The 17314-nt window shown below is 59.9% G+C and carries 15 protein-coding genes and 6 pseudogenes; 15 read left to right on the top strand and 6 right to left on the bottom strand.

The genetic code is table 11. The features are described 5' to 3' along the window. Positions 1-696: 696 nt before the first annotated feature. Positions 697-942, bottom strand: coding sequence for a hypothetical protein (locus NK8_RS41175; protein WP_213233781.1), 246 nt, complete (start codon positions 940-942; stop codon positions 697-699). 81 nt (positions 943-1023) lie between these two features. After that, positions 1024-1404, bottom strand: coding sequence for a response regulator (locus NK8_RS41180; RefSeq protein WP_213233782.1), 381 nt, complete (start codon positions 1402-1404; stop codon positions 1024-1026). A gap of 1402 nt (positions 1405-2806) precedes the next feature. On the opposite strand from NK8_RS41180, the gene NK8_RS41185 reads away from it, so the two are divergent. From NK8_RS41185 to NK8_RS41215, 7 genes and pseudogenes are all read left to right on the top strand, one after another. Then, complete coding sequence (locus tag NK8_RS41185; protein ID WP_213233784.1) at positions 2807-3262, top strand: antitoxin Xre-like helix-turn-helix domain-containing protein; 456 nt, start codon at positions 2807-2809, stop codon at positions 3260-3262. Continuing rightward, a pseudogene (locus tag NK8_RS41190) lies at positions 3259-3730 on the top strand (RES family NAD+ phosphorylase). Before NK8_RS41185 ends, NK8_RS41190 begins: the two are co-directional and overlap by 4 nt. Before the next feature lie 14 nt (positions 3731-3744). Beyond that, positions 3745-3990: a hypothetical protein gene (locus NK8_RS41195; protein ID WP_213233785.1), complete on the top strand. Its 246-nt coding sequence runs from the start codon at positions 3745-3747 to the stop codon at positions 3988-3990. Between the two features lie 34 nt (positions 3991-4024). Then, complete coding sequence (locus NK8_RS41200; protein ID WP_213233787.1) at positions 4025-4609, top strand: hypothetical protein; 585 nt, start codon at positions 4025-4027, stop codon at positions 4607-4609. Positions 4610-4722: 113 nt separating this feature from the next. Further along, positions 4723-5010 carry a hypothetical protein gene (locus NK8_RS41205; RefSeq protein ID WP_213233788.1) on the top strand — a complete coding sequence of 96 codons (288 nt, stop codon included), beginning with the start codon at positions 4723-4725 and terminating at the stop codon, positions 5008-5010. Between the two features lie 805 nt (positions 5011-5815). Further along, the gene (locus NK8_RS43240; RefSeq protein ID WP_225936706.1) at positions 5816-7231 is read left to right on the top strand and encodes an AAA domain-containing protein; all 1416 of its coding nucleotides are present in this window, start codon (positions 5816-5818) and stop codon (positions 7229-7231) included. A 907-nt stretch (positions 7232-8138) separates the two neighbouring features. Further along, a complete protein-coding gene (locus NK8_RS41215; protein WP_213234718.1) occupies positions 8139-8468 on the top strand; it encodes a DUF2726 domain-containing protein in 330 nt (109 codons plus the stop codon). Between the two features lie 621 nt (positions 8469-9089). Here the strand turns inward: NK8_RS41215 and NK8_RS41220 are convergent. Continuing rightward, positions 9090-10036 (bottom strand): annotated as a pseudogene (locus NK8_RS41220) (IS91 family transposase); the annotation flags it as partial. Positions 10037-10221: 185 nt separating this feature from the next. Then, positions 10222-10386, bottom strand: a pseudogene (locus tag NK8_RS43925) (hypothetical protein); the annotation flags it as partial. An 83-nt stretch (positions 10387-10469) separates the two neighbouring features. Here NK8_RS43925 and NK8_RS43930 point away from each other — a divergent pair. Further along, on the top strand, positions 10470-10841 hold the full coding sequence (locus NK8_RS43930) for a hypothetical protein (RefSeq protein WP_225936724.1): 372 nt from the start codon (positions 10470-10472) through the stop codon (positions 10839-10841). 5 nt (positions 10842-10846) lie between these two features. Here NK8_RS43930 and NK8_RS43935 read toward each other — a convergent pair. Continuing rightward, positions 10847-10972: pseudogene (locus tag NK8_RS43935) on the bottom strand (hypothetical protein); the annotation flags it as partial. Positions 10973-12103: 1131 nt separating this feature from the next. On the opposite strand from NK8_RS43935, the pseudogene NK8_RS41230 reads away from it, so the two are divergent. The 5 genes and pseudogenes from NK8_RS41230 (at position 12104) to NK8_RS41250 (ending at position 15533) form a co-directional block, all read left to right on the top strand. Next, positions 12104-12441, top strand: a pseudogene (locus NK8_RS41230) (cyclic-phosphate processing receiver domain-containing protein). Between the two features lie 669 nt (positions 12442-13110). Then, complete coding sequence (locus NK8_RS41235) at positions 13111-13326, top strand: hypothetical protein (protein ID WP_213233793.1); 216 nt, start codon at positions 13111-13113, stop codon at positions 13324-13326. Positions 13327-13428: 102 nt separating this feature from the next. Further along, positions 13429-13874 (top strand): annotated as a pseudogene (locus NK8_RS41240) (universal stress protein). Positions 13875-14025: 151 nt separating this feature from the next. Further along, complete coding sequence (locus tag NK8_RS41245) at positions 14026-15021, top strand: LysR family transcriptional regulator (protein WP_213233795.1); 996 nt, start codon at positions 14026-14028, stop codon at positions 15019-15021. 179 nt (positions 15022-15200) lie between these two features. Continuing rightward, positions 15201-15533 (top strand): RT0821/Lpp0805 family surface protein, encoded by a 333-nt coding sequence (locus NK8_RS41250; RefSeq protein ID WP_367657833.1) that lies wholly within the window; start codon positions 15201-15203, stop codon positions 15531-15533. A gap of 12 nt (positions 15534-15545) precedes the next feature. Here NK8_RS41250 and NK8_RS41255 read toward each other — a convergent pair whose 3' ends face one another. Further along, a complete protein-coding gene (locus tag NK8_RS41255) occupies positions 15546-16565 on the bottom strand; it encodes a hypothetical protein (RefSeq protein WP_213233797.1) in 1020 nt (339 codons plus the stop codon). A 170-nt stretch (positions 16566-16735) separates the two neighbouring features. Here NK8_RS41255 and NK8_RS41260 point away from each other — a divergent pair, with 170 nt between their 5' ends. Both NK8_RS41260 and NK8_RS41265 read left to right on the top strand, forming a co-directional pair. After that, positions 16736-16948 carry a DUF2964 family protein gene (locus NK8_RS41260; RefSeq protein WP_225936601.1) on the top strand — a complete coding sequence of 71 codons (213 nt, stop codon included), beginning with the start codon at positions 16736-16738 and terminating at the stop codon, positions 16946-16948. Between the two features lie 163 nt (positions 16949-17111). Continuing rightward, positions 17112-17264 carry a hypothetical protein gene (locus NK8_RS41265; RefSeq protein WP_367657834.1) on the top strand — a complete coding sequence of 51 codons (153 nt, stop codon included), beginning with the start codon at positions 17112-17114 and terminating at the stop codon, positions 17262-17264. Positions 17265-17314 lie beyond the last annotated feature (50 nt).

The following is a 17314-nucleotide window of genomic DNA, read 5'->3' on the forward strand; positions in this document are numbered from 1 at the left end:
CGTACAATAGAGAGACGTAGCTCGGGGCCTTGCGGTAGCGTAAGGATCGGACGTTGCATGCGTCGCTAGTCTGGAAATGCACAAAAGAGATGGCCATGTCTTGCAGAAAGGCAGGAGTGCTATCAATGGTAACGTCGACTTGTGTGATCGGCAGCAATGGCACCTTTGCCGGGATGAGTGCTCCGCGTCCTCGCTCAGAGGAGACTGTTCTTCAGCGCACACGGGGCGCTGCTCGGCATTTTGGACACAAGCAAATCTCCGCCTGTGCTTGACCCGCTCCCCTCACCAATTCTTATCGATTGGAGTGGCGCTCCAGACGTTCGAAGGAGCAGGCAGCTCTACACGAACCGGTTCTCGGATGCGAAGGGGACTCCCCAGGGCCAGGCCACATTTAGTCCCAGTCAGCAAGGGACGTACACGGTCACTCTGGCTGCACAGGCGCGATGCACATCGGTTATGACAGCGGCGCTGTACTCGACTTTCAGATGGTGCCTGGAGACAGTCCGGAAACGCTCAAACCCATTGTCAGCGCCGAGAGCGTGCCATCGATTCCGAGTACCCCATGCGACGTGCGGTCGGGCTGCGCCATTGGCGTACAGGTAAGGCTAGAGGGACAGTAGACGCGCGAACGGGAACGCGATCGCGGCCGATGAGGACGACGAGATTGGAAGTGCCGTCATGAGAACGGGCGTCGTCTCACGCGGTAGCGGCGCCGCCACCCTTCTCCGCGATAAAGCGAACAACGGAAGCCTGAGGCGATGTCGCGGCGTTCAGCCGAAAAGTCGCTTCGAGGCTTGGATGGTTCGGAATGGGATGCAGCGCGCTTTGCAGAATCGGCATGTCAGCACGACGGCCAGCAGTTCGGCTTCGCGGCGGGTGCGCCTCGGCGTCGAACTCGAATATCGCTGCTCGTCCGTCGAAAAATTCGATTGCACTGTCCATCGGCGCGCCACAATCGCCTGTGGAGCTCTGTAAGCCCGATTGCACGCCAATGGACGTCATCATGCTTCCGTTCACATAACTCTAGGCCTGGAGCACAGTCCTCGCGTCTTGGCTAGAGCGAGCGTCGTCGATGACCTTCATGAGCGCCTCCAACGAGAACGGCTTCTGCAGACAGACATCGTAGAGCTGAGCAGTTTCTCTCTGACTGTCTGCGTCTCCCGTCATTGAAACGAGAAAAATCCCGGAGGGAATCGGTGTTTCCCTCAGCGAACGCGCGACAGTGCTGCCAGTGATGTCGGGGAGGCCCTCGTCAAGGAAAGCGATTCCAAAAGCGCCGGTGCGAAGGAGCGTGAGGGCAGTCCGGCCGTCGTAGCCCACGTAAGCACAGTGACCATTGCAATCCAATAAAAAGGCAAGACTGTCCGCGACGGACTCATCGTCGTCAATGACGAGCACATTCATTCAAATTTCCTATTACGAGAAGTTCGTGGGCTCGGCCAAGAATTTCGTTATGTAATAGATTATTGAGTGGCGCGGCCTTTTGCGATTGTACTGACGCAAGGTCGATATGGCAGTGTAGCGGCCGATGAAAGCCTTTTGTATGGGTCATGGGGTCGCCAGTATGCGTTTAATTTGTGCCGCCTAGTCAGGCGTCCCACTAGCCCCTCCCGAAACAGCTGAGGATGCGCCCGCAATCTCGGGAAGATTCAGTGGGCCGTTGTACTCCCGCAAGCAGCCATTGCTCTCCCGACAACCTGAGCGGCCGACGTGGGTCGTGAGTGTGAGTTCGCCGACGCAGAAGTTGCAGTCCTGCCGCGCGACATCGCCAAGGTCAGCAATCTGCCAGGCTCCTGACGTTAAACGCAACCGGCCTCAATGTCGGCTAGGGCCGATCTAGGGACCGGGCCTCGTGAGTCGATCCCCAAGCTCATCATTCACGCCACGGCGAAATGACGACAGCGGGTCCGCCATATCGGGTTCCCGACAAGTTATCCACAGAAACCGTGGACAACCCTGTTGAAAAGCGAGCCAGGACGACTTCGTCGACGCCCGGCATCAGAGGATGTCGTTCACGTCGCCGAGCGTCAATGGACGCAGGGCGTCGACGGCTGGGTTGGGAGCCCGTGTCGTCGGCGATAGAGCTGCACAGCACTCGACTTGGTTTCTTCTCGTTGTTCGATGAGGCGAACTTCGAAGTGGTGGAGCCGACGAGGAGCATTACCACAAGCCGGATCGGGAGAGCCGTCCGGTGGAGCAGAAGCGCATCCCGCGACTGCAGCCGCTAGCGTCATGATGCTGAAGAGTCTGAGCATCATCGGTCTCCCGTGCAGCACTTGCACCGCATCGTTCGGTCCTGATTCTGAGCGGAGGGGTCGTCGCAAGCGCGCAGGTTTGATCAAGCTGGCACATCACGGTAAACCCGACAACGAATCTGTTCGACTATGGCAGAACACTCGGCGGTTGCGTGCGAGCCAGATGCCGTACGGAAGCGTGAGGACTGCAATCTCACGCTGTACGCCGTATCCCGAGACGTCAGCACGGCCAGATGGCGAGGCGGCGCGGCTGTCCGCTGACGCAAAGCAACCGATCAAATGCCGCGAACGCATATTAAATGCTTTGCAATCAATGTGCGGCAAGCGACGGTGTCGAGCCGAACCCTCGAAATGAGCAGAGTTAGCTTTGAGCGAGGTCAGGCGCCGACATCTTCACGCGCTTGAAGGATGCGGCCGAAGACGTCGTTGAAGGTCTTCCGCGTCGATTGCCCGAGGTTGGCGCAGAAGGGGCTCGGGCAAGGCCCTCTGCGAGTTGCAATGCAGTCGGCAAAACGCCTATAATTGGAGGGCATTTTGCCAAAGGGACGGTCATGACAATAATCGCCTTCACACCGACTGGTACCGGAAACGCACGACAAGCGGAATACGCGCTGCTCGGTGAACTGCTTGACGCGCGCGTCCGGGATGATGCCGATCTCGCTGGACTGGCGCAGGATCGCGTCAACGTCGACGTAATCGATCGACTCGCCGCTCAGGGGCTGAAGGCCGACGAACTGGCTTTCATTATCCCGCGGCGAACACTCACGCATCGTCGGCAGCAACACGAACGCCTGTCGACGGAGGAATCCGATCGAGCCATTCGTTTGGCGCGCATCGTCGCGCAGGCGAACGCCGCTTTCGGCAGTAACGAAAAGGCCTTGGTTTGGTTGCGCGGTCTGCAGAAGCGCTTCGATGGCCTCAGCGCCCTTGGAATGGCTGCAACCGAGCATGGGGCGCGTCTGGTCGAGGACGCGCTCGTACAGATTGACGAGGGATATTTCGCCTGATGGTTCTGTGGAGGATCAGCAACTACGCCGACTTGAAAGGCGTCGGCGGCCTGCGCGCTCCCGGTCGATGGCACTTTGCAGGGCAGCCGGTGGTCTATCTGGCCGAGCACCCCCGCCGGTGCTCTGCTCGAGACGCTCGTTCATCAAGAAGTTCGGTCCACCGCCGATTTGCCCGACACATATCGTCTGCTGCGCGTGGCGATCGGTGACCAAGTGACGATTGCCGAATTAAGCGAGAGCGTTTTGCCGGAGAATTGGAGAGAGGACGCGTCCTATACGCAGTCCGCCGGCAGCGAATGGCTTGAGGGCGGATCAACAGCGTTGCTCAAAGTCCCCAGCGCGGTGATGCCTTTTGCCTACAACTACATTCTCAACCCCGTACATGCGGACGTCGTCCATATCAAGATAGAGATGGTGATCGACGTCCGGCATGATCCGCGCATCGTTCGCCTACTGACGCGCCCGTGAGGGGAGGACAGCCGATGAAAATATCGATCGAGCAAGCCAAGACCATCTATCGCGAAGCGATCGACCGCATGGCGAGCGACGGCGAATCAGCGAGTTGGTGGGAAGAGGTTACGGCGGCGGTGGAGGAGGTTGCCAGTGCGAGGACCGAGCGAGATGCCGCAGCGGTGATCGCGTGGTGGCATCACGATTGGTCTTTAGTTTCAGATACGCCTGCTGCCGCAGTCAGACGCATCCGGCGCGCCGCGCGGACAGCGAGGTGATCAACTTAACCCTGTCGAGAAGCGATTTCGGCGCATGCTAAGCAACTATTCAATCGATGCTTCCTCGACCCGGGACCAGGTGCTGCAGTTCCTGAATGGACCCGGCATTCTTGCACGTTACGAGGCCGGGGCCACCGGTTTTTCGGACGGATGCCGCATCGACCAAGGCACCTTGGTTACCGATCCCGAGTGTCGGATATCAACCGTGCTTCATGAGGCGGGCCATCTGGCGATCACACCGCGCTGCTTCCGTTCTTTGATGAACGGCAACCTGTATGCAGGGCAGCGCGAGATGCTCAGACGCATTGACGAAGAGGGCTTGCACCCGGATGCTCCCCTGTATCGCGCCGTCATTCAGTGCTCGGACCCGGAAGCCACCGCATGGGCGTGGGCTGCTGGCGTGAGCCTTGGTCTTCCGGGCAGGGAGATTATTCGCGACGATGAATACGACGGCGAAGGGGCAGATATTCGACTCGCTTTGCAGATGAATGCATACTTTGGCATTCATGGTCTCGCTCACGCAGGCTTCTGTGCGATTCGCAAGCGAGGTGATCAGGCCGCCTGGCCGCAATTGAACTTCTGGACGCAAGAAGTCGCCGCAGATGCGGGAGCGCATTAACTTGACTTGTCGATCAAGCACAGAAAATCTTCAACGGTGCTGCGATCGCGGACATGAACTCTTCAGGCGCTCGAGATCAAGCGATGCGACGCCTGAAACAGAAGAAGGTCGGGATGAGTGAGAACGAAGTGATCGAGGCTGCGAGGGCGACATGGAACGCGCAGGCTGACGAGCACAACCAATGGGATGAACTGGGCTGCGACGAAAAGCTCGAACTGGCCGTGCGCGCCGCGTTCGAAACGTGGTCCGCGCAAGAAGTCGTGGCGTGGATCACTGAAGATGGTGAGCGTGTCATCACGGACGCGACAAAGCGCGGTCTGCCACGTGCCGTGCAGGCACCCTACACGCGGCCACTCGTTCGGGCAACATTGGGCGAGACACTGCCGGACGGAGAACAGTGAAACACATCGGCACGACGAACTGCTCATTGGCCAGCGATGCGTTGGCGGCGAGCAGGCGCGTCAGATTTTGGCGAACTAAATGACACTGCAAGATGGAAGATACATGGCGGTCTGTAAGGAGCGCAGTGCCTTGGCCGCTGCGGTCAATGGGCATGGTCCTGTTTACCCTCAGGCTCCGTGCAAGGTGGTGAAGGGCGTGGCTATTTTTCTCCGAGACGGAAAGGAGGTCTGGCGGTGCAACGCGGGATACGCTGAACTCCATTTCAAGCTCGAGCCGAGCGATTGATAGGTTACCCTCCCGCGCTGAAACCATAGCACTGGCCAGTGACGACGCAAGGTCGACTACGGAAGTTCGCGCGACGGTCGCGTTCGCTGCGGAATGTAGGTACTGCAAACTTCGGAAAGCGGCCATGAGCGGACGTTCGACGCGGGGCGCGAAATCGTTGACAATCGGTGTTTCAGAGCCCTCAATGCAGTCAGTCCTTTGTGGGCACTTCGAGCGAAATCAAGCCATCCGTCCGGTGGGCTGCCGCGCGCTGACTTATCCATCGGAGATGGCCGTCTTAGTGCAGAAGAGATAATAAGGGAGATCCGTCCTGACGCGTACCCGTCTAAGACGAATCCAAGACTTATGGTGTCTATTCATGTAAGCGGAGAGGACAAGACCTCTCAGATCAGCGACTGGGCGATCTACTGGAGCGACAAGTACGAGAGCCTTCAACTGACATGTTATTTCCCATCCAGGAAGACATTCACTCGCCCGCTCAGTGACTGCCGCGTTGTTCCCACTCGTGAGTTGGACGAGATGTTGCTCGCAAAGCCAGGTGGCGCATCCGTTCAGTCCGTCGAGAGAGCGACAATCTACGGCGAGCGGTATGCCGTGGTCTACTATCCTGGCGCCTCCAAGCCGTACGTTCACAAATTGAACAGCGTCGAGTTCGTCAAGCCGACAACAATGAAGGAAGGGTCTGTCTTTCGGTATTTTGTCGACGTGGCGAACGCCCGAAGGGAAAACGCGGGTTCAAAGATCCAGCGCGAGATCGCGGCCAATATCGTCCGCCAGCTAGAGAGCCTGCCTCCCCGGCCGGACACTGCCTTGAACGCCTATTGCACGGGGCAGAACGGGATGCAGGCGCAAGTCGATGGTCTGATCTTTCCATTTGGCGTGAACGAAAGCCAGCTCACGGCGGTCGAGCAAGGGTTCCGCGCGCAGATTAGCGTCATTGAGGGGCCGCCTGGAACCGGCAAGACGCAGACCATTCTAAACATCCTTGCCAACATCCTGCTGCAGGGTAAGACGGTCGCGGTACTGTCCAACAACAATCCGGCCGTGGAGAACGTTTACACGAAGCTGGAGAAAGCCGGGCTTGACCATTTGGTTGCCAAGCTCGGCAGCAAGGAAAACCGGGCGGCTTTCTTCGACAATCTACCTCCCCGGCCGTCCGTCGAACCCGAGCCCGCACCGACCATGGACGAAATCCAAGCGCTGCTTGCACGGTTGAGGCGGCATCTCCACGATCACAACACAGCAGCGCAATTGCAGGCTGACATCGATGAACTACGTATCGAACGTCGCCATCTGCTGCAGTGGCAGGACGAGAACGGGCTACAGGTTCGAGCGTCTCTGGACAAGTACGGCTTGTCGCCAGACAAGACGTCGGACCTGATAGCCTACCTATCCCATCTTGGAGAGCAGCCGATTCGGCTCAAGGACCGAATCGAGCTGCTGTTCAATTTCAGGATTTTCCGCGCCAAGCCTTTCGAGAAGGAGTCCGCCAGTCCATCATTCATGCTTTGCAGATGCACTACTACGACAAGGCGCTGCAAAACAAGGAGGCGGGCCTTGGGGGCATGCCGCGAGTCGCTCGCGCAAGGCAATTTCACGGCGTCGCTGGAGGCGTTGACGACAGGGTCGATGCGCTACCTCAAGCAACACTTGCATGCGCATACCACTGAGCCAGGTGGCATCAATGAGGACCAGTATCGGAAGCAGTTCGACCACTTCTTGCAACGCTTTCCCATCCTCGGTAGCAGCACGCACTCCATCGTCAACTCGATCGCACCGGGCGCAGCCCTCGACTACGTCATCATCGACGAGGCCTCACAGCAGGACATCGTACCGGGCATCCTGGCGCTGGGCTGCGCGAAGAACCTGATCGTCGTTGGGGACAGCCGTCAGTTAGCTCACATTCCAGTGGCGTCGGGCTTCGAACCCCGATAACGCGTACGATTGCGAGCGATACAGCCTGCTCGATTCGTGCACCAGCGTATTTGGGGATGCGTTGCCGAGGACTCTGCTTAAAGAGCACTACCGCTGCCATCCCAGGATCATCCAGTTCTGCAACCAGCAGTTCTATGACAACGCCTTGATTCCGATGACCCGGGACAACGGCGAAACCCGCTGCGACTGGTGGTGACCGCCAAGGCAACCACGCGCGCAACAACACCAATCTCAGGGAACTGGATTCATTGCGCAAGGTGCTCGACGATGAGGACGAGCCTGTCATGCTGGAAGGCGACGGCCGTGGCTTCATTGCCCCATTCCGGGCGCAGGTCCGCGCTCTCCGATAAGAATTTGCCCGCAGATTTCGTCAGGGACACCGTCCACAAATTCCAAGGCAGGGAATGCGACGAGATCGTATTCTCCACTGTATTGGGACAGGAAGCGTGACAACCGCGAGCGATGGATTTCGTGGATGACCCCCGTATCGTCAATGTGGCGGTGTCACGCGCCAAAAACGGATCGATTCACGGCGGTGACGGGCGATGAAGTCTTCACCGGCGAATAACGGCCCGATTGGCCGCCTTGATGCGCTATCGTCGAATACCGACGCAGAGGACAAGCAGATTAAACTCACGTGCTCGCCGTCGTTGTCGGCCTTCGAGCCTCTTCTGTTATATGGTGAATAACGAACCAGGTCCCTGAATGCTGGGCTTGAACGCCAGGTTTACGGCGCGAAGATTCCGAATTACAAATCGAGGCAGAATCGTGGCTACAGCCTGCCTTCCGTGAAAGCGCTTTACCGACCCGTCACGCCAGGCCATCACCTTTCACACGGCAGTCTGCTGAACCAGGTCGCGCTCGCCTACTAAACCCGGCGCTGACGGCGGAGAGAACGGGGCATACCATGCGCAACGCGCGCAGTTGCGACTTCGTGCTGTATTTCAAAGTGGGGAAAACCCCGCTGAGAGTGATCGAAGTCGATGGCGCCTCCCATAACACAGCTGAGCAAGCGGCGCGAGATGCCTTGAAAAATAGCATCCTGGCGAAGAGCGGGCTTGCGATCCTGCGGCTGCGGACAGTTGAAAGTGGAATTGAGGAGAAAGTGGAGGCGTTTCTTGCGGCGTGGGGGAAGCGGACGCTGACGTGGAACGTACAGCGGCAAAGGCATGATGGTCGTAAATCGACTTTTTTTTGCTCGCCCGCACTGTTGGTGCCGGAAGTGCATTTGCGGTGAGGGAAATCAAACGGTGGTAAGAGCTGCCGGCCGAGTTCGTTAAGGTTTATTCGATGCCTGCCATCGGCCGCAGAAAATGTGCGTGCCGCCGCGGCATGTCGGCAGGCCGTCGAATAAGCCGATGGAGGAAACGCGGAGTGCCCCACTGCGGTTGGAGGGTTCGCGCCTATGGCGATTGATAGACCGGAATGGTCAGTGGTGCCGGGATGCCGGCACGCTCAGGCGGGGTGCGGAGGGACGCTGACGCCCGTAGCGAAGTGGTTTAGTCGTGGCCATTCGCGATGATGAGGCGCGCGGGCAAAGCGCTTCGAAGTAGCCGACCACGCGCAGCTCCCATCCTTGGGCCGCGTTGCCGCGGAGCCAACGTTCACAGGCAGGGTCGAGGAACCGTGGGGTTCATGTCGGATCCCGGCGCATTGGCGGTGCGCGGATCGGGGCGCTGCGCCGCGAGGATTTCGATGAGACCATCGGTGCGCCGCAGTGCCGACAGATGAAGACGGGGCGGGTTTCGATGATGGCGTCGTCCGGCGACGGGCTGATCTCGGGTTCGACTGCCAGCAGTTCGCGCACCTTGCGAGATTGGCCGCGGCGCACCGGGTGGCGAGCAGCCGAAGTGGCGGATCGATGGAAAACCACCGGCAGCACATGGAGCAGGAAGCGGCGCATGAATTCGCCGGTTTCGAGGTCATGGTCTTGTAAGCGGGTGCGTCCCTTCGCACGGTAGTCCTTTCCAGCGGAACGTCACGCCACGCTCATCGACGGCGACCAAGGCGCTGGTTGGAGATGGCGACGCGGTGCGTGTAGCGTGAGAGGTACTCGAGCACCGCCTCTCGTCCGGCGAACGGGCGCTTTGGCGTAGACCACCCATTCGCAAGTACGTAAGGGGCGCAAGCCATCGGGCAAAGGTGGCGGGGTCGGCGAGCCCGGTGTACTCGCCGAAGAACTGCAGGTCGCCACGGTGGTGAACCGACTGGAGTGCCTCGAGGAAGCGGCGTCGGAACAGGCGTGAGAGGACGCGCACCGGGCAGGAAGTAGCCGGGCCGGCAGGCGATCCAGCGTTCACCGTCAGGCGACAGCCCGCCACGGGGGACGATGCCGTGCACATGCGGGTGATGCGTGAGCGCCGATCCCCAAGTGTGCAGTACGAGCGTGGCGCCGATCTGGGCGCCGAGATGCCTGGGATCCTCGGCGATCGTGCGCAGCGTGTCGGCGGCGATGTCGAACAGCAGCCCGTAGATGACCCGCTTGTTGTACCAGGCGATCGCGCTGATTTGCGCGGCAGCGTGAAGACGACGTGGAAGTACTCGACGGGTAGCAGATCGGCCTGACGCGCCTCTAGCCAGCGGCTGTGCGGCGCTGGCCTGGCACTTCGGGCAATGCCGGTCTCGGCACGAGTTGAAGGACACCTCGCGTCCTTGTGCAGCCTGAACAGCGCAGCACATGTCCGCCCAGTGCCGCCGTGCGGCACCGTTCGATGGCCGACATGACCTTCAGCTGCCCCAGGCTCAAGTGTGTCGTGGCTCGCACGCTGGCCCGTGGCTGCGGAAGATGTCCGCAACCTCCAGCATGGAGGCGTTACAGCCCGCGGGTCTACTCTGAGGCAGACGGTCCAGCGGACTGGTGACCTCGTGCAGCCAGGTCGGTGGCCACCTGGACGTAGAGCGCGGTGTTCTCGAGCTTTGCATGGCCGAGCAAGCACCTGGATCACGCGGATATCCACCTTCTGTTCGAGGAGATGTGTCGCAAAGCTATGGCGTAGCGTGTGCATGGACACACGTTTGTCGATGTTCGCAGTCTCGGCGCGGCATGAATGGCACGGTTGAACTGTCGCGTGCTTAACTGATCGAGCGGATCGAGTCCGGGAAACAGCCACCCACCATCGAGCATCTTGCCCTGCGCACGGGCCACGCGCCACCACACACGCAGACGTTCGAGCAGCACCGGCGAGAGCATCGCGTAGCGGTCACGGCGGCCCTTGCCCTGCCTCGATACGCAAGTGTCATGCGCTCGCTGTCGACGTCGGTGACCTTCAGCGCCACCACTTCGCTGGCGCGTAGCCCCGCGCCGTACGCGACCGACAGCGCGGTTGTGCTTCAGGTTACCGGCGGCCTCGATGAGCCGCCGCACTTCGTCGGGGCTGAGCACGACGGGCAATATGCGGGGCACGCGCACCGGTTGCATCCTGACCATCAGCTCGGGCGGTCGAGCGTGACTTTGAAGAAGAACTTCAGGCCGGTGATCGCAGTGGTTCAGCGACACGGCCGATGTGCCGTGGTCGACCAGATAGAGCTGGTAGCGGCGCAGGTCCTCGACGGTGGCCGTGTCAGGCGAGCGCCGAGAAAACGGGCGAACTCACGCACGATGTGCAGGTAGATGTCCTGCGTCTTGGGGGCAAGCTGGCGCATGCGCATATCGTCGATCATGCGCTGGCGCAGTGGCTGGCGTTTGTCGGTAAGGAGGTCATGATTCGGCTCCTGTTGAAGAACGAGGGCGGATTGCCTCATTCGCCAACATAAAGCCGGGTGACCGGCCTCTCCCTGACCACCAGCGTCGGACCGTAGCCCCTACCGCGCGAGCGTTTAGTCCACCCGGCCAGGGAACGGCCGTTCGACGAGAGCATGCGAAACGTCAACCGATCGACTACCCACGCTTGCGTTGCGCGTTTAACGCGGTCGACTGCAGACGAAGTGCGCATCGGACACAGCGTTATTTGTGGGCCGCTTCGTCGGAGCACCACAGCGCTTGAACTCGTGCGCTCCTCAAGGAAAGGCCTGCGACAACTCGGGCACACCTTTCCATCGCGCTGGTGGTCGAAGCGTCCTCGTCGGCAAGGGGTGGCCTCCAAGCCGGACGGCGCCGAAAACGCATTCCCGCAAAGCACTGATGTTAGCCAGGGGCAATCTCGAAGCACCGGGGGAGTGCCGCAAGCCAACACCGTCGAATATCTCACTCGACCGGACCGCTACATGTTTCACCGGAAAGCCGTCTCGATCTGCGAAAGGGGCCTCTGTCTGAGTTCGGGTTCATGCGGCGTTGCTGTAAGCTTCCGCCCTGTCACTCTTAATCAAGGTCTTGCCGTGCCAGCCACTTCTCTATAACGTACCGAAAAAGCACGAACGGAATCACCTGGCAACGATCGAGAAGCTGCTTTCTGACGCCGACCGCAGTTGTTATCTGTTCGGCCTGGATCAAGCTCGAAGGTGTCGGATTGCTGAAAGACTCGATCGCCGCGGCAGTAAGCGCGCGGCGTGCAGTCACCGTTTATTCGAATCGCCCAAGAAAGGACAAGAGGAAGACCGAAGTGCAACAAGCTGCAGTAGATCTGCTGGTAGAGTTGGGGCGTCAACGTGATCGCCACGACGAAAAGTTCCTACATTCAAAACTGTGGTACTTCGAGTCGAAAGGCAAATACCATGCGCTTATCGGTCTGCAAACATGACCGAGGGTGGGCTGCGCGTAAATGAAGAGCTGTCAGCGCCGATCGACGGCGAAATCGGTGACGAGAAGCACTCTGAAATCGCCTGAGTACCTGCGTCACGTAGATGGCCTTTGTGGGAGCCGCGCTGTCGCCAGGAATAGTCCACAGCGGAAGCAGTGACTTTGTAGAGGACACGATCGGCCATCTCGGGGGACGATTGAAAGCTTATCTCGACGATCTCAGAGAGACACCGCCAGGCTGGATTAGGGTGTACTGGCCCGACGAGGCCATCCGTCTTCTCGAAGCGGGGATTGTAGAAGAGATCGGTCTTGACCACGATCTAGGTAATGACGAGCGCGGGACGGGCTACGATGTGATTGTCTGGATGGAGGAGGCTGTTGCGCTTCGGGGGTTCAAGCGCCGAGAATTGTCGTCCATTCTGCGAACTCCGCAGCACGGGCGCGAATGACGGCGGGGATTGATGCGATTAAGTCGTTGGCAGACGACAGGGTATATAAAATCTGTCTCAACTCAGTGGAGAGGATGCCGTGTTGATCCGGCACTGGGCGACTTCAAAAAGCGTTGATCGTCAAGGAAACACTGCCGAACTCCCGATTTCACCGGAAGTGGCGGCCGGCGCTCGCGTATTCCGGGCGTGCGATGGACGCATTCCACGACCTAATTAAGGGGCGACCAACGCGCGTGAAGACACGATGGCTCGAGACCCAAGCCAGAACCGAATGACTGCTCTAGAGAAAGCCGACTGTCCCTTGTGGTTCGGGTGCGGGAGTTCGAGGCGGGTCGCCTCAGGCGCCACGCGCCCCTGCCTGCAACTTCGGCAAGCGGCCACGAGCCGCCGATCGAGGTCGCCGTCCAATTTAAATATCCAAGGTCACGTCCGCCCCCGCTCAATGGCCGGTTTCCGGCGATCAAATTGCCGGTGGCACTGCCTCAACCCGGCCATCTACGGTCATTTGCCGGAAGCTCACCGCAGACGTTCGAGCGAGCATTCCTCTCAAATAGGGGTCGTTCGAAAGTGACTGCGCAGCGTCACGTCTTCGGTGCCAGAGCGGCCATTCAGATGGATGGTGTTCGCCGGCATCAGCCGGATGCCTATGATCGAAGGGTCCGGCAGGCTGCTTGGCATGGTCACGGAGGGCGATCCCATGCGTCGCGTGGAGATCGGGACCGGCGAGAAACAGCGCTCGTGGTGGCTCGAGCTTGATGCGTCCACGACTGAACTCGCGAGCCAGCGCGCAACGCGCGATCACGGTGGCGAGCACCGTGCTCGCGGAGTCGGTCGCTGCAGTCCGAAGTCGTGAAATCGATCTCGCGGAGGAAGGCGATAGCGTCGTCCATGAACTTGCAGCCGAGGCGGGCGAGGATCGCGCGGGCCTGCTGATCCTCGGTATCCGGCAACATCACGGATTGGTGAGGTGATTCGATCCATCAGTTATGGATCGGCTCAGCCAATTCGCGACTTGCGCATTGATCGTCGTGCCCGCCGGATACGAAAGTACCTACGACGAAGGCGTGCAGCGCATGCTCTTCGCCGTCGATGGCAGCGCAACGTCGCTTGCGGCAGTGGGCGTAGGGGCGAAGCTCGCAGCTGCGGACACGCAGATACGCGTGGTCTATGTCGTCGACCGCGCGATATGTCCCGGCGGATTGATGCCGACGACACCGCTCGAGCTAACGTTGGTCAAGGAGGGAACCGCGGCGATCGCAGCCGCGGCCAAGGTGCCTGAACCCCTGCACAACATAACGCCTTTACGGGTCTCGATCGGCCTGATCACCACCGAGTCCGGCACCGACGACATTGCGAGCGCCATATTGCGCGAAGCAGAGCGCTGCGGTGCGGATCTCATCGTGATGGGACACACGGCAGGCGCGGCGGCGCGCGAGCCCATCTTGGCAGCGTTTCCAATCGGGTAGCCAGCCTTGTCGAGATCCCGCTGATGCTGGTTCGTGAGCGACACAATGTGTAAGCCCGGCAAAAAACTAATGACAAACAATGGACAATCAATTATCTAGTTGGAGAGATTGAGATAGCTGGCCTCGTCCGCAGTTGCTTCGCGCGATGCACAGCAAACTTCCCAGGACGCAGGCAAGACGACTCTGCGCATTGAGGGCGATCAAATGAACGAGATCCAGGCGATGCGTATCTTTGTGCGCGTATCGGATACGGAAAGTTTCCACTGCACCGCGCGAGAACTGCGGGTTTCCAACGCGTTGGTGAGTCGCGCGATCGCCTCGCTCGAGGCACGGTTGAAAACTCGTTTGATCAATCGCACGACGCGCAAGGTATCGGTGACCGAAGCTGGCGCGCGCTATCTCGAAGGATGTCGCACGTTTCTGGAGGAACTGGATAATCTGGAGTCCACGATCGCGAAAACTGAAGACGGACCCAGCGGCGCGTTGCGCGTCGTCGCATCGACCGCGCTATCCCAGTTCACCTTGAGTCAACTCGTCGACGGGTTCCGCGAGCTCTATCCGAACGTAACGGTACGGCTGACCCTCGCTGAGCGGCGTGTCCATTTCGTCGAAAATGGTTTTGACGTCGGCATTGTCACTGAGCTGGCGGATCAAACTGCGGTCGTCAAGCAGAAGGTTGGCGTCAATGCGTTCGTCCCCGTGGCCACGCCGGCTTTTCTGCGCGAGCATGGCCTGCCTGCCGCCCCGGGAGATTTGCGCAGCCTGTCGTCGGTCGGGTTGCAAGAGGAGCTACGCAGTCAGACGTGGAATTTCGGTCACGGTCAAGGCGCCGTGGATGAAGTCACGCTCGCACCGGCGTACTCGGTCGATAACTGGTTCCTGGCTCGTCTCGTGACGCTGCAGAGCATGGGGTTCTCGATCGTGCCTAAAGGCGTGGTGCAGACCGAGCTGGACGACGGCAAACTCATTCGCCTGTTGCCGGAGTATTCGATCGCGACGCCCGACAAGAACATCTTCATTGTCTTTCTTGCGCGGAAGTACTTGCCTCGCAAGACCCGCGCGTTCATTGACTATGCATCGGATTACCTAAGCCGGGAACTTGCAGTCTCGACCGGCCGAACTGAAGACATCGACGTGCTGGCTTTGCGTCAACCGAGGTCACTTCTTGAAGCGGTCAGCGCTGAGGCGAACGCGAACTGATGCCACTCGTCGAACCGGATTTTGTTGCAACATCCAAGGCTCGGCAAGTGATTGAGAGCTATGCGCGGATAACGAAATGAATGAATATCTCATTAGATCGACTCGACGTGCCATGAACGGAGGCGGACATGAAGGCGAACCCACGTTGTTTCCCTAGTCGCGTTCTTGCCGGACTGTTGTTGTCATGCACATGCGCCCATGCTGCGAACCTGAACTTCCTCAAGGACACGCCGATCAGCTATATGAAGCCCGCCGACCGCAAAGCGCTCAATCGCGCCGCTCAGGAAGCGCTCGACACGAAGAAGGACGGCGAAACAATCAAATGGAACAACGCCGGAACCGGTAACACAGTGCACATCGAAGGCACGGTCACGCCGCGCGACACCGTGAAGCGCGACGGCGGGACGTGCCGCAAAGTCACGCTCGTCGCCGTCGCGAAGGGACAGACGCAGTCGTGGACGCCGACCGCGTGCAAGAAGGGGGAAGCGGAGTGGCGGATCGAGAAGCAGTGACGCACCCGCGATCTAGAAGCTGACGGCAAACCCAAACGACACGCCGTGCACGTTGTGCCCGAACACATAGCGCACCATCGCGCGCGTGCGCGTGATGACGACGGGATATCGGCTGCTGTCGAGTTCGAGGCCCACGCCGAGCGAGGTCAGATCGTTGAAGCCGAGCACGCCCGCGCTGTCGCCGAAGTAATGCGAGTACGCGGTTTCGAGCACGTAGCGCACCGGCCGGTCGAGCGCGGCGAAGCCCGTCGGCGCACGCCAGCGCGCCCACAGGCTGAATTGCTGCGCCGTCGCCGAACCCTGCACGGCATCCGACGAACTGCCGAAGCTGCGTAAATAGATATCGGTCGCGCGCAGTTCGACATCGACCTCATAGTGCTCGCGATAGTGCTCCAGATCGAGCATCAGCGAGCCGCCGAGACCGAAGGCGTTGAGCGCGCCGTCTTCGAGGAACTGGAGATTGGTGTTAGCGAGGTGGTTGAACACGGTCTGCGCGACGCGCAGATCGCTCGCGACACGGCCGATCATGCCGTTGAGGATCGGCCGCAGGCGCAGCTCATTGGTGATCGGAATGTCCCAGCCAATACCGACCGTCGTGCTCGCGGTGTTCCACTTCGCCGGCACCGGGCGTTGCTGAGTGCCGTCGGTCGCGATGAAGGTCGGATCGTAGCGGCTGTACGCGACGGTGCCTTCGAGATAGAGCGGAAACGACCTGCTGAGGGTGAACCCGCCGCCGAGCTGCGTCTGGCCGAAGCCCGGATTGCCGGTCGCGCCGCTGTTGATGGAGAGCGAACTCGTCGTGACGTCGGGCACCGCCGTGTACGACATGATCGCGAGCACGGCGTTCGCGTAGTTCTTGACGTTGGTTCCCACCACGGCGCGATCCGGCGCGCCTTGCGCGTGAGCGATGGCAGGCGTGACGGCGAACAGCACGAGCATCGAAAAGATGCGCAACCGGCTCGAAGACAGGATCGGCTTTCGCATGTGGCGCAGCGCCCGGACGTTGAACGGCTGGTTGGTCGTACGTTGCATTCGGCCGCTCCGCCGATGCGCCATTGCATGCGCGGAGCCGTTGACCGATCCCACGGTCACAAGCAGAAAATGTAGCTTACCGATGGCCGCACGCCAAGCCCGATACATACGGGCGCGCTACAGACGTCCTAAACTGGAGCTATTCCGCGCAACCTATCCAGGAGGCATCGATGAGACTGAACGAGCCGCGCATGGTGGTTGCCTCGATCGGTGTGTTCATCTGGCTCGGCGGCCTGTATTTCACGATGCACGGTCTGCTCGACGACGTGAAGCCCGAATTCCGCTACGGCATGTGGGCGCTGGGCATCGGCATCGTGATCTTTGTGGTCGCGTTGAATCCGCTTGCGCAGCGCAGGTCGGGAAAGCGCGATCGATCGACCTGATCGGCGGTTCGTGTACTAGGCTATAGAAGTACCATCGATCTCAACGGAGAACTTCGCAATGGGTGATCTCTAGCTAGGCAATGTAGAAGAATCCACAACCGACGACGAAATCCGGCAGTTTCTCTGCAATTACGGATTTCCTCCGTACGATTCGATTCAGCGCGTGGCCGGCACCGGTGAGCATCCGGCCGCGTTCATGAGTTTCGATTCGGTCGAGCCGCACGTGTTGCGCACGTTTCAGCCGCGCATCCACAATATGTTCTGGAAAAATCGCACGCTCGTGATGCCGGTCATGCCCGAGCGCAGTGAGACCTGACTGCGCATCGAACCACATGGGGAGCCGGCATTGAAAGAAGAAAAGGCTGT

The sequence above is a fragment of the Caballeronia sp. NK8 genome (assembly GCF_018408855.1).
Lineage (GTDB): Bacteria > Pseudomonadota > Gammaproteobacteria > Burkholderiales > Burkholderiaceae > Caballeronia.

What these genes read in the sequence shown, in the direction of transcription:
- NK8_RS41175 (WP_213233781.1), bottom strand. Translation starts at nt 942, where the DNA reads ATGGACAGTGCAATCGAATTTTTCGACGGACGAGCAGCGATATTCGAG.
- NK8_RS41180 (WP_213233782.1), bottom strand. Translation starts at nt 1,404, where the DNA reads ATGAATGTGCTCGTCATTGACGACGATGAGTCCGTCGCGGACAGTCTT.
- NK8_RS41185 (WP_213233784.1), top strand. Translation starts at nt 2,807, where the DNA reads ATGACAATAATCGCCTTCACACCGACTGGTACCGGAAACGCACGACAA.
- NK8_RS41195 (WP_213233785.1), top strand. Translation starts at nt 3,745, where the DNA reads ATGAAAATATCGATCGAGCAAGCCAAGACCATCTATCGCGAAGCGATC.
- NK8_RS41200 (WP_213233787.1), top strand. Translation starts at nt 4,025, where the DNA reads ATGCTAAGCAACTATTCAATCGATGCTTCCTCGACCCGGGACCAGGTG.
- NK8_RS41205 (WP_213233788.1), top strand. Translation starts at nt 4,723, where the DNA reads ATGAGTGAGAACGAAGTGATCGAGGCTGCGAGGGCGACATGGAACGCG.
- NK8_RS43240 (WP_225936706.1), top strand. Translation starts at nt 5,816, where the DNA reads ATGTTGCTCGCAAAGCCAGGTGGCGCATCCGTTCAGTCCGTCGAGAGA.
- NK8_RS41215 (WP_213234718.1), top strand. Translation starts at nt 8,139, where the DNA reads ATGCGCAACGCGCGCAGTTGCGACTTCGTGCTGTATTTCAAAGTGGGG.
- NK8_RS43930 (WP_225936724.1), top strand. Translation starts at nt 10,470, where the DNA reads ATGCGCTCGCTGTCGACGTCGGTGACCTTCAGCGCCACCACTTCGCTG.
- NK8_RS41235 (WP_213233793.1), top strand. Translation starts at nt 13,111, where the DNA reads ATGCGTCCACGACTGAACTCGCGAGCCAGCGCGCAACGCGCGATCACG.
- NK8_RS41245 (WP_213233795.1), top strand. Translation starts at nt 14,026, where the DNA reads ATGAACGAGATCCAGGCGATGCGTATCTTTGTGCGCGTATCGGATACG.
- NK8_RS41255 (WP_213233797.1), bottom strand. Translation starts at nt 16,565, where the DNA reads ATGCAACGTACGACCAACCAGCCGTTCAACGTCCGGGCGCTGCGCCAC.
- NK8_RS41260 (WP_225936601.1), top strand. Translation starts at nt 16,736, where the DNA reads ATGAGACTGAACGAGCCGCGCATGGTGGTTGCCTCGATCGGTGTGTTC.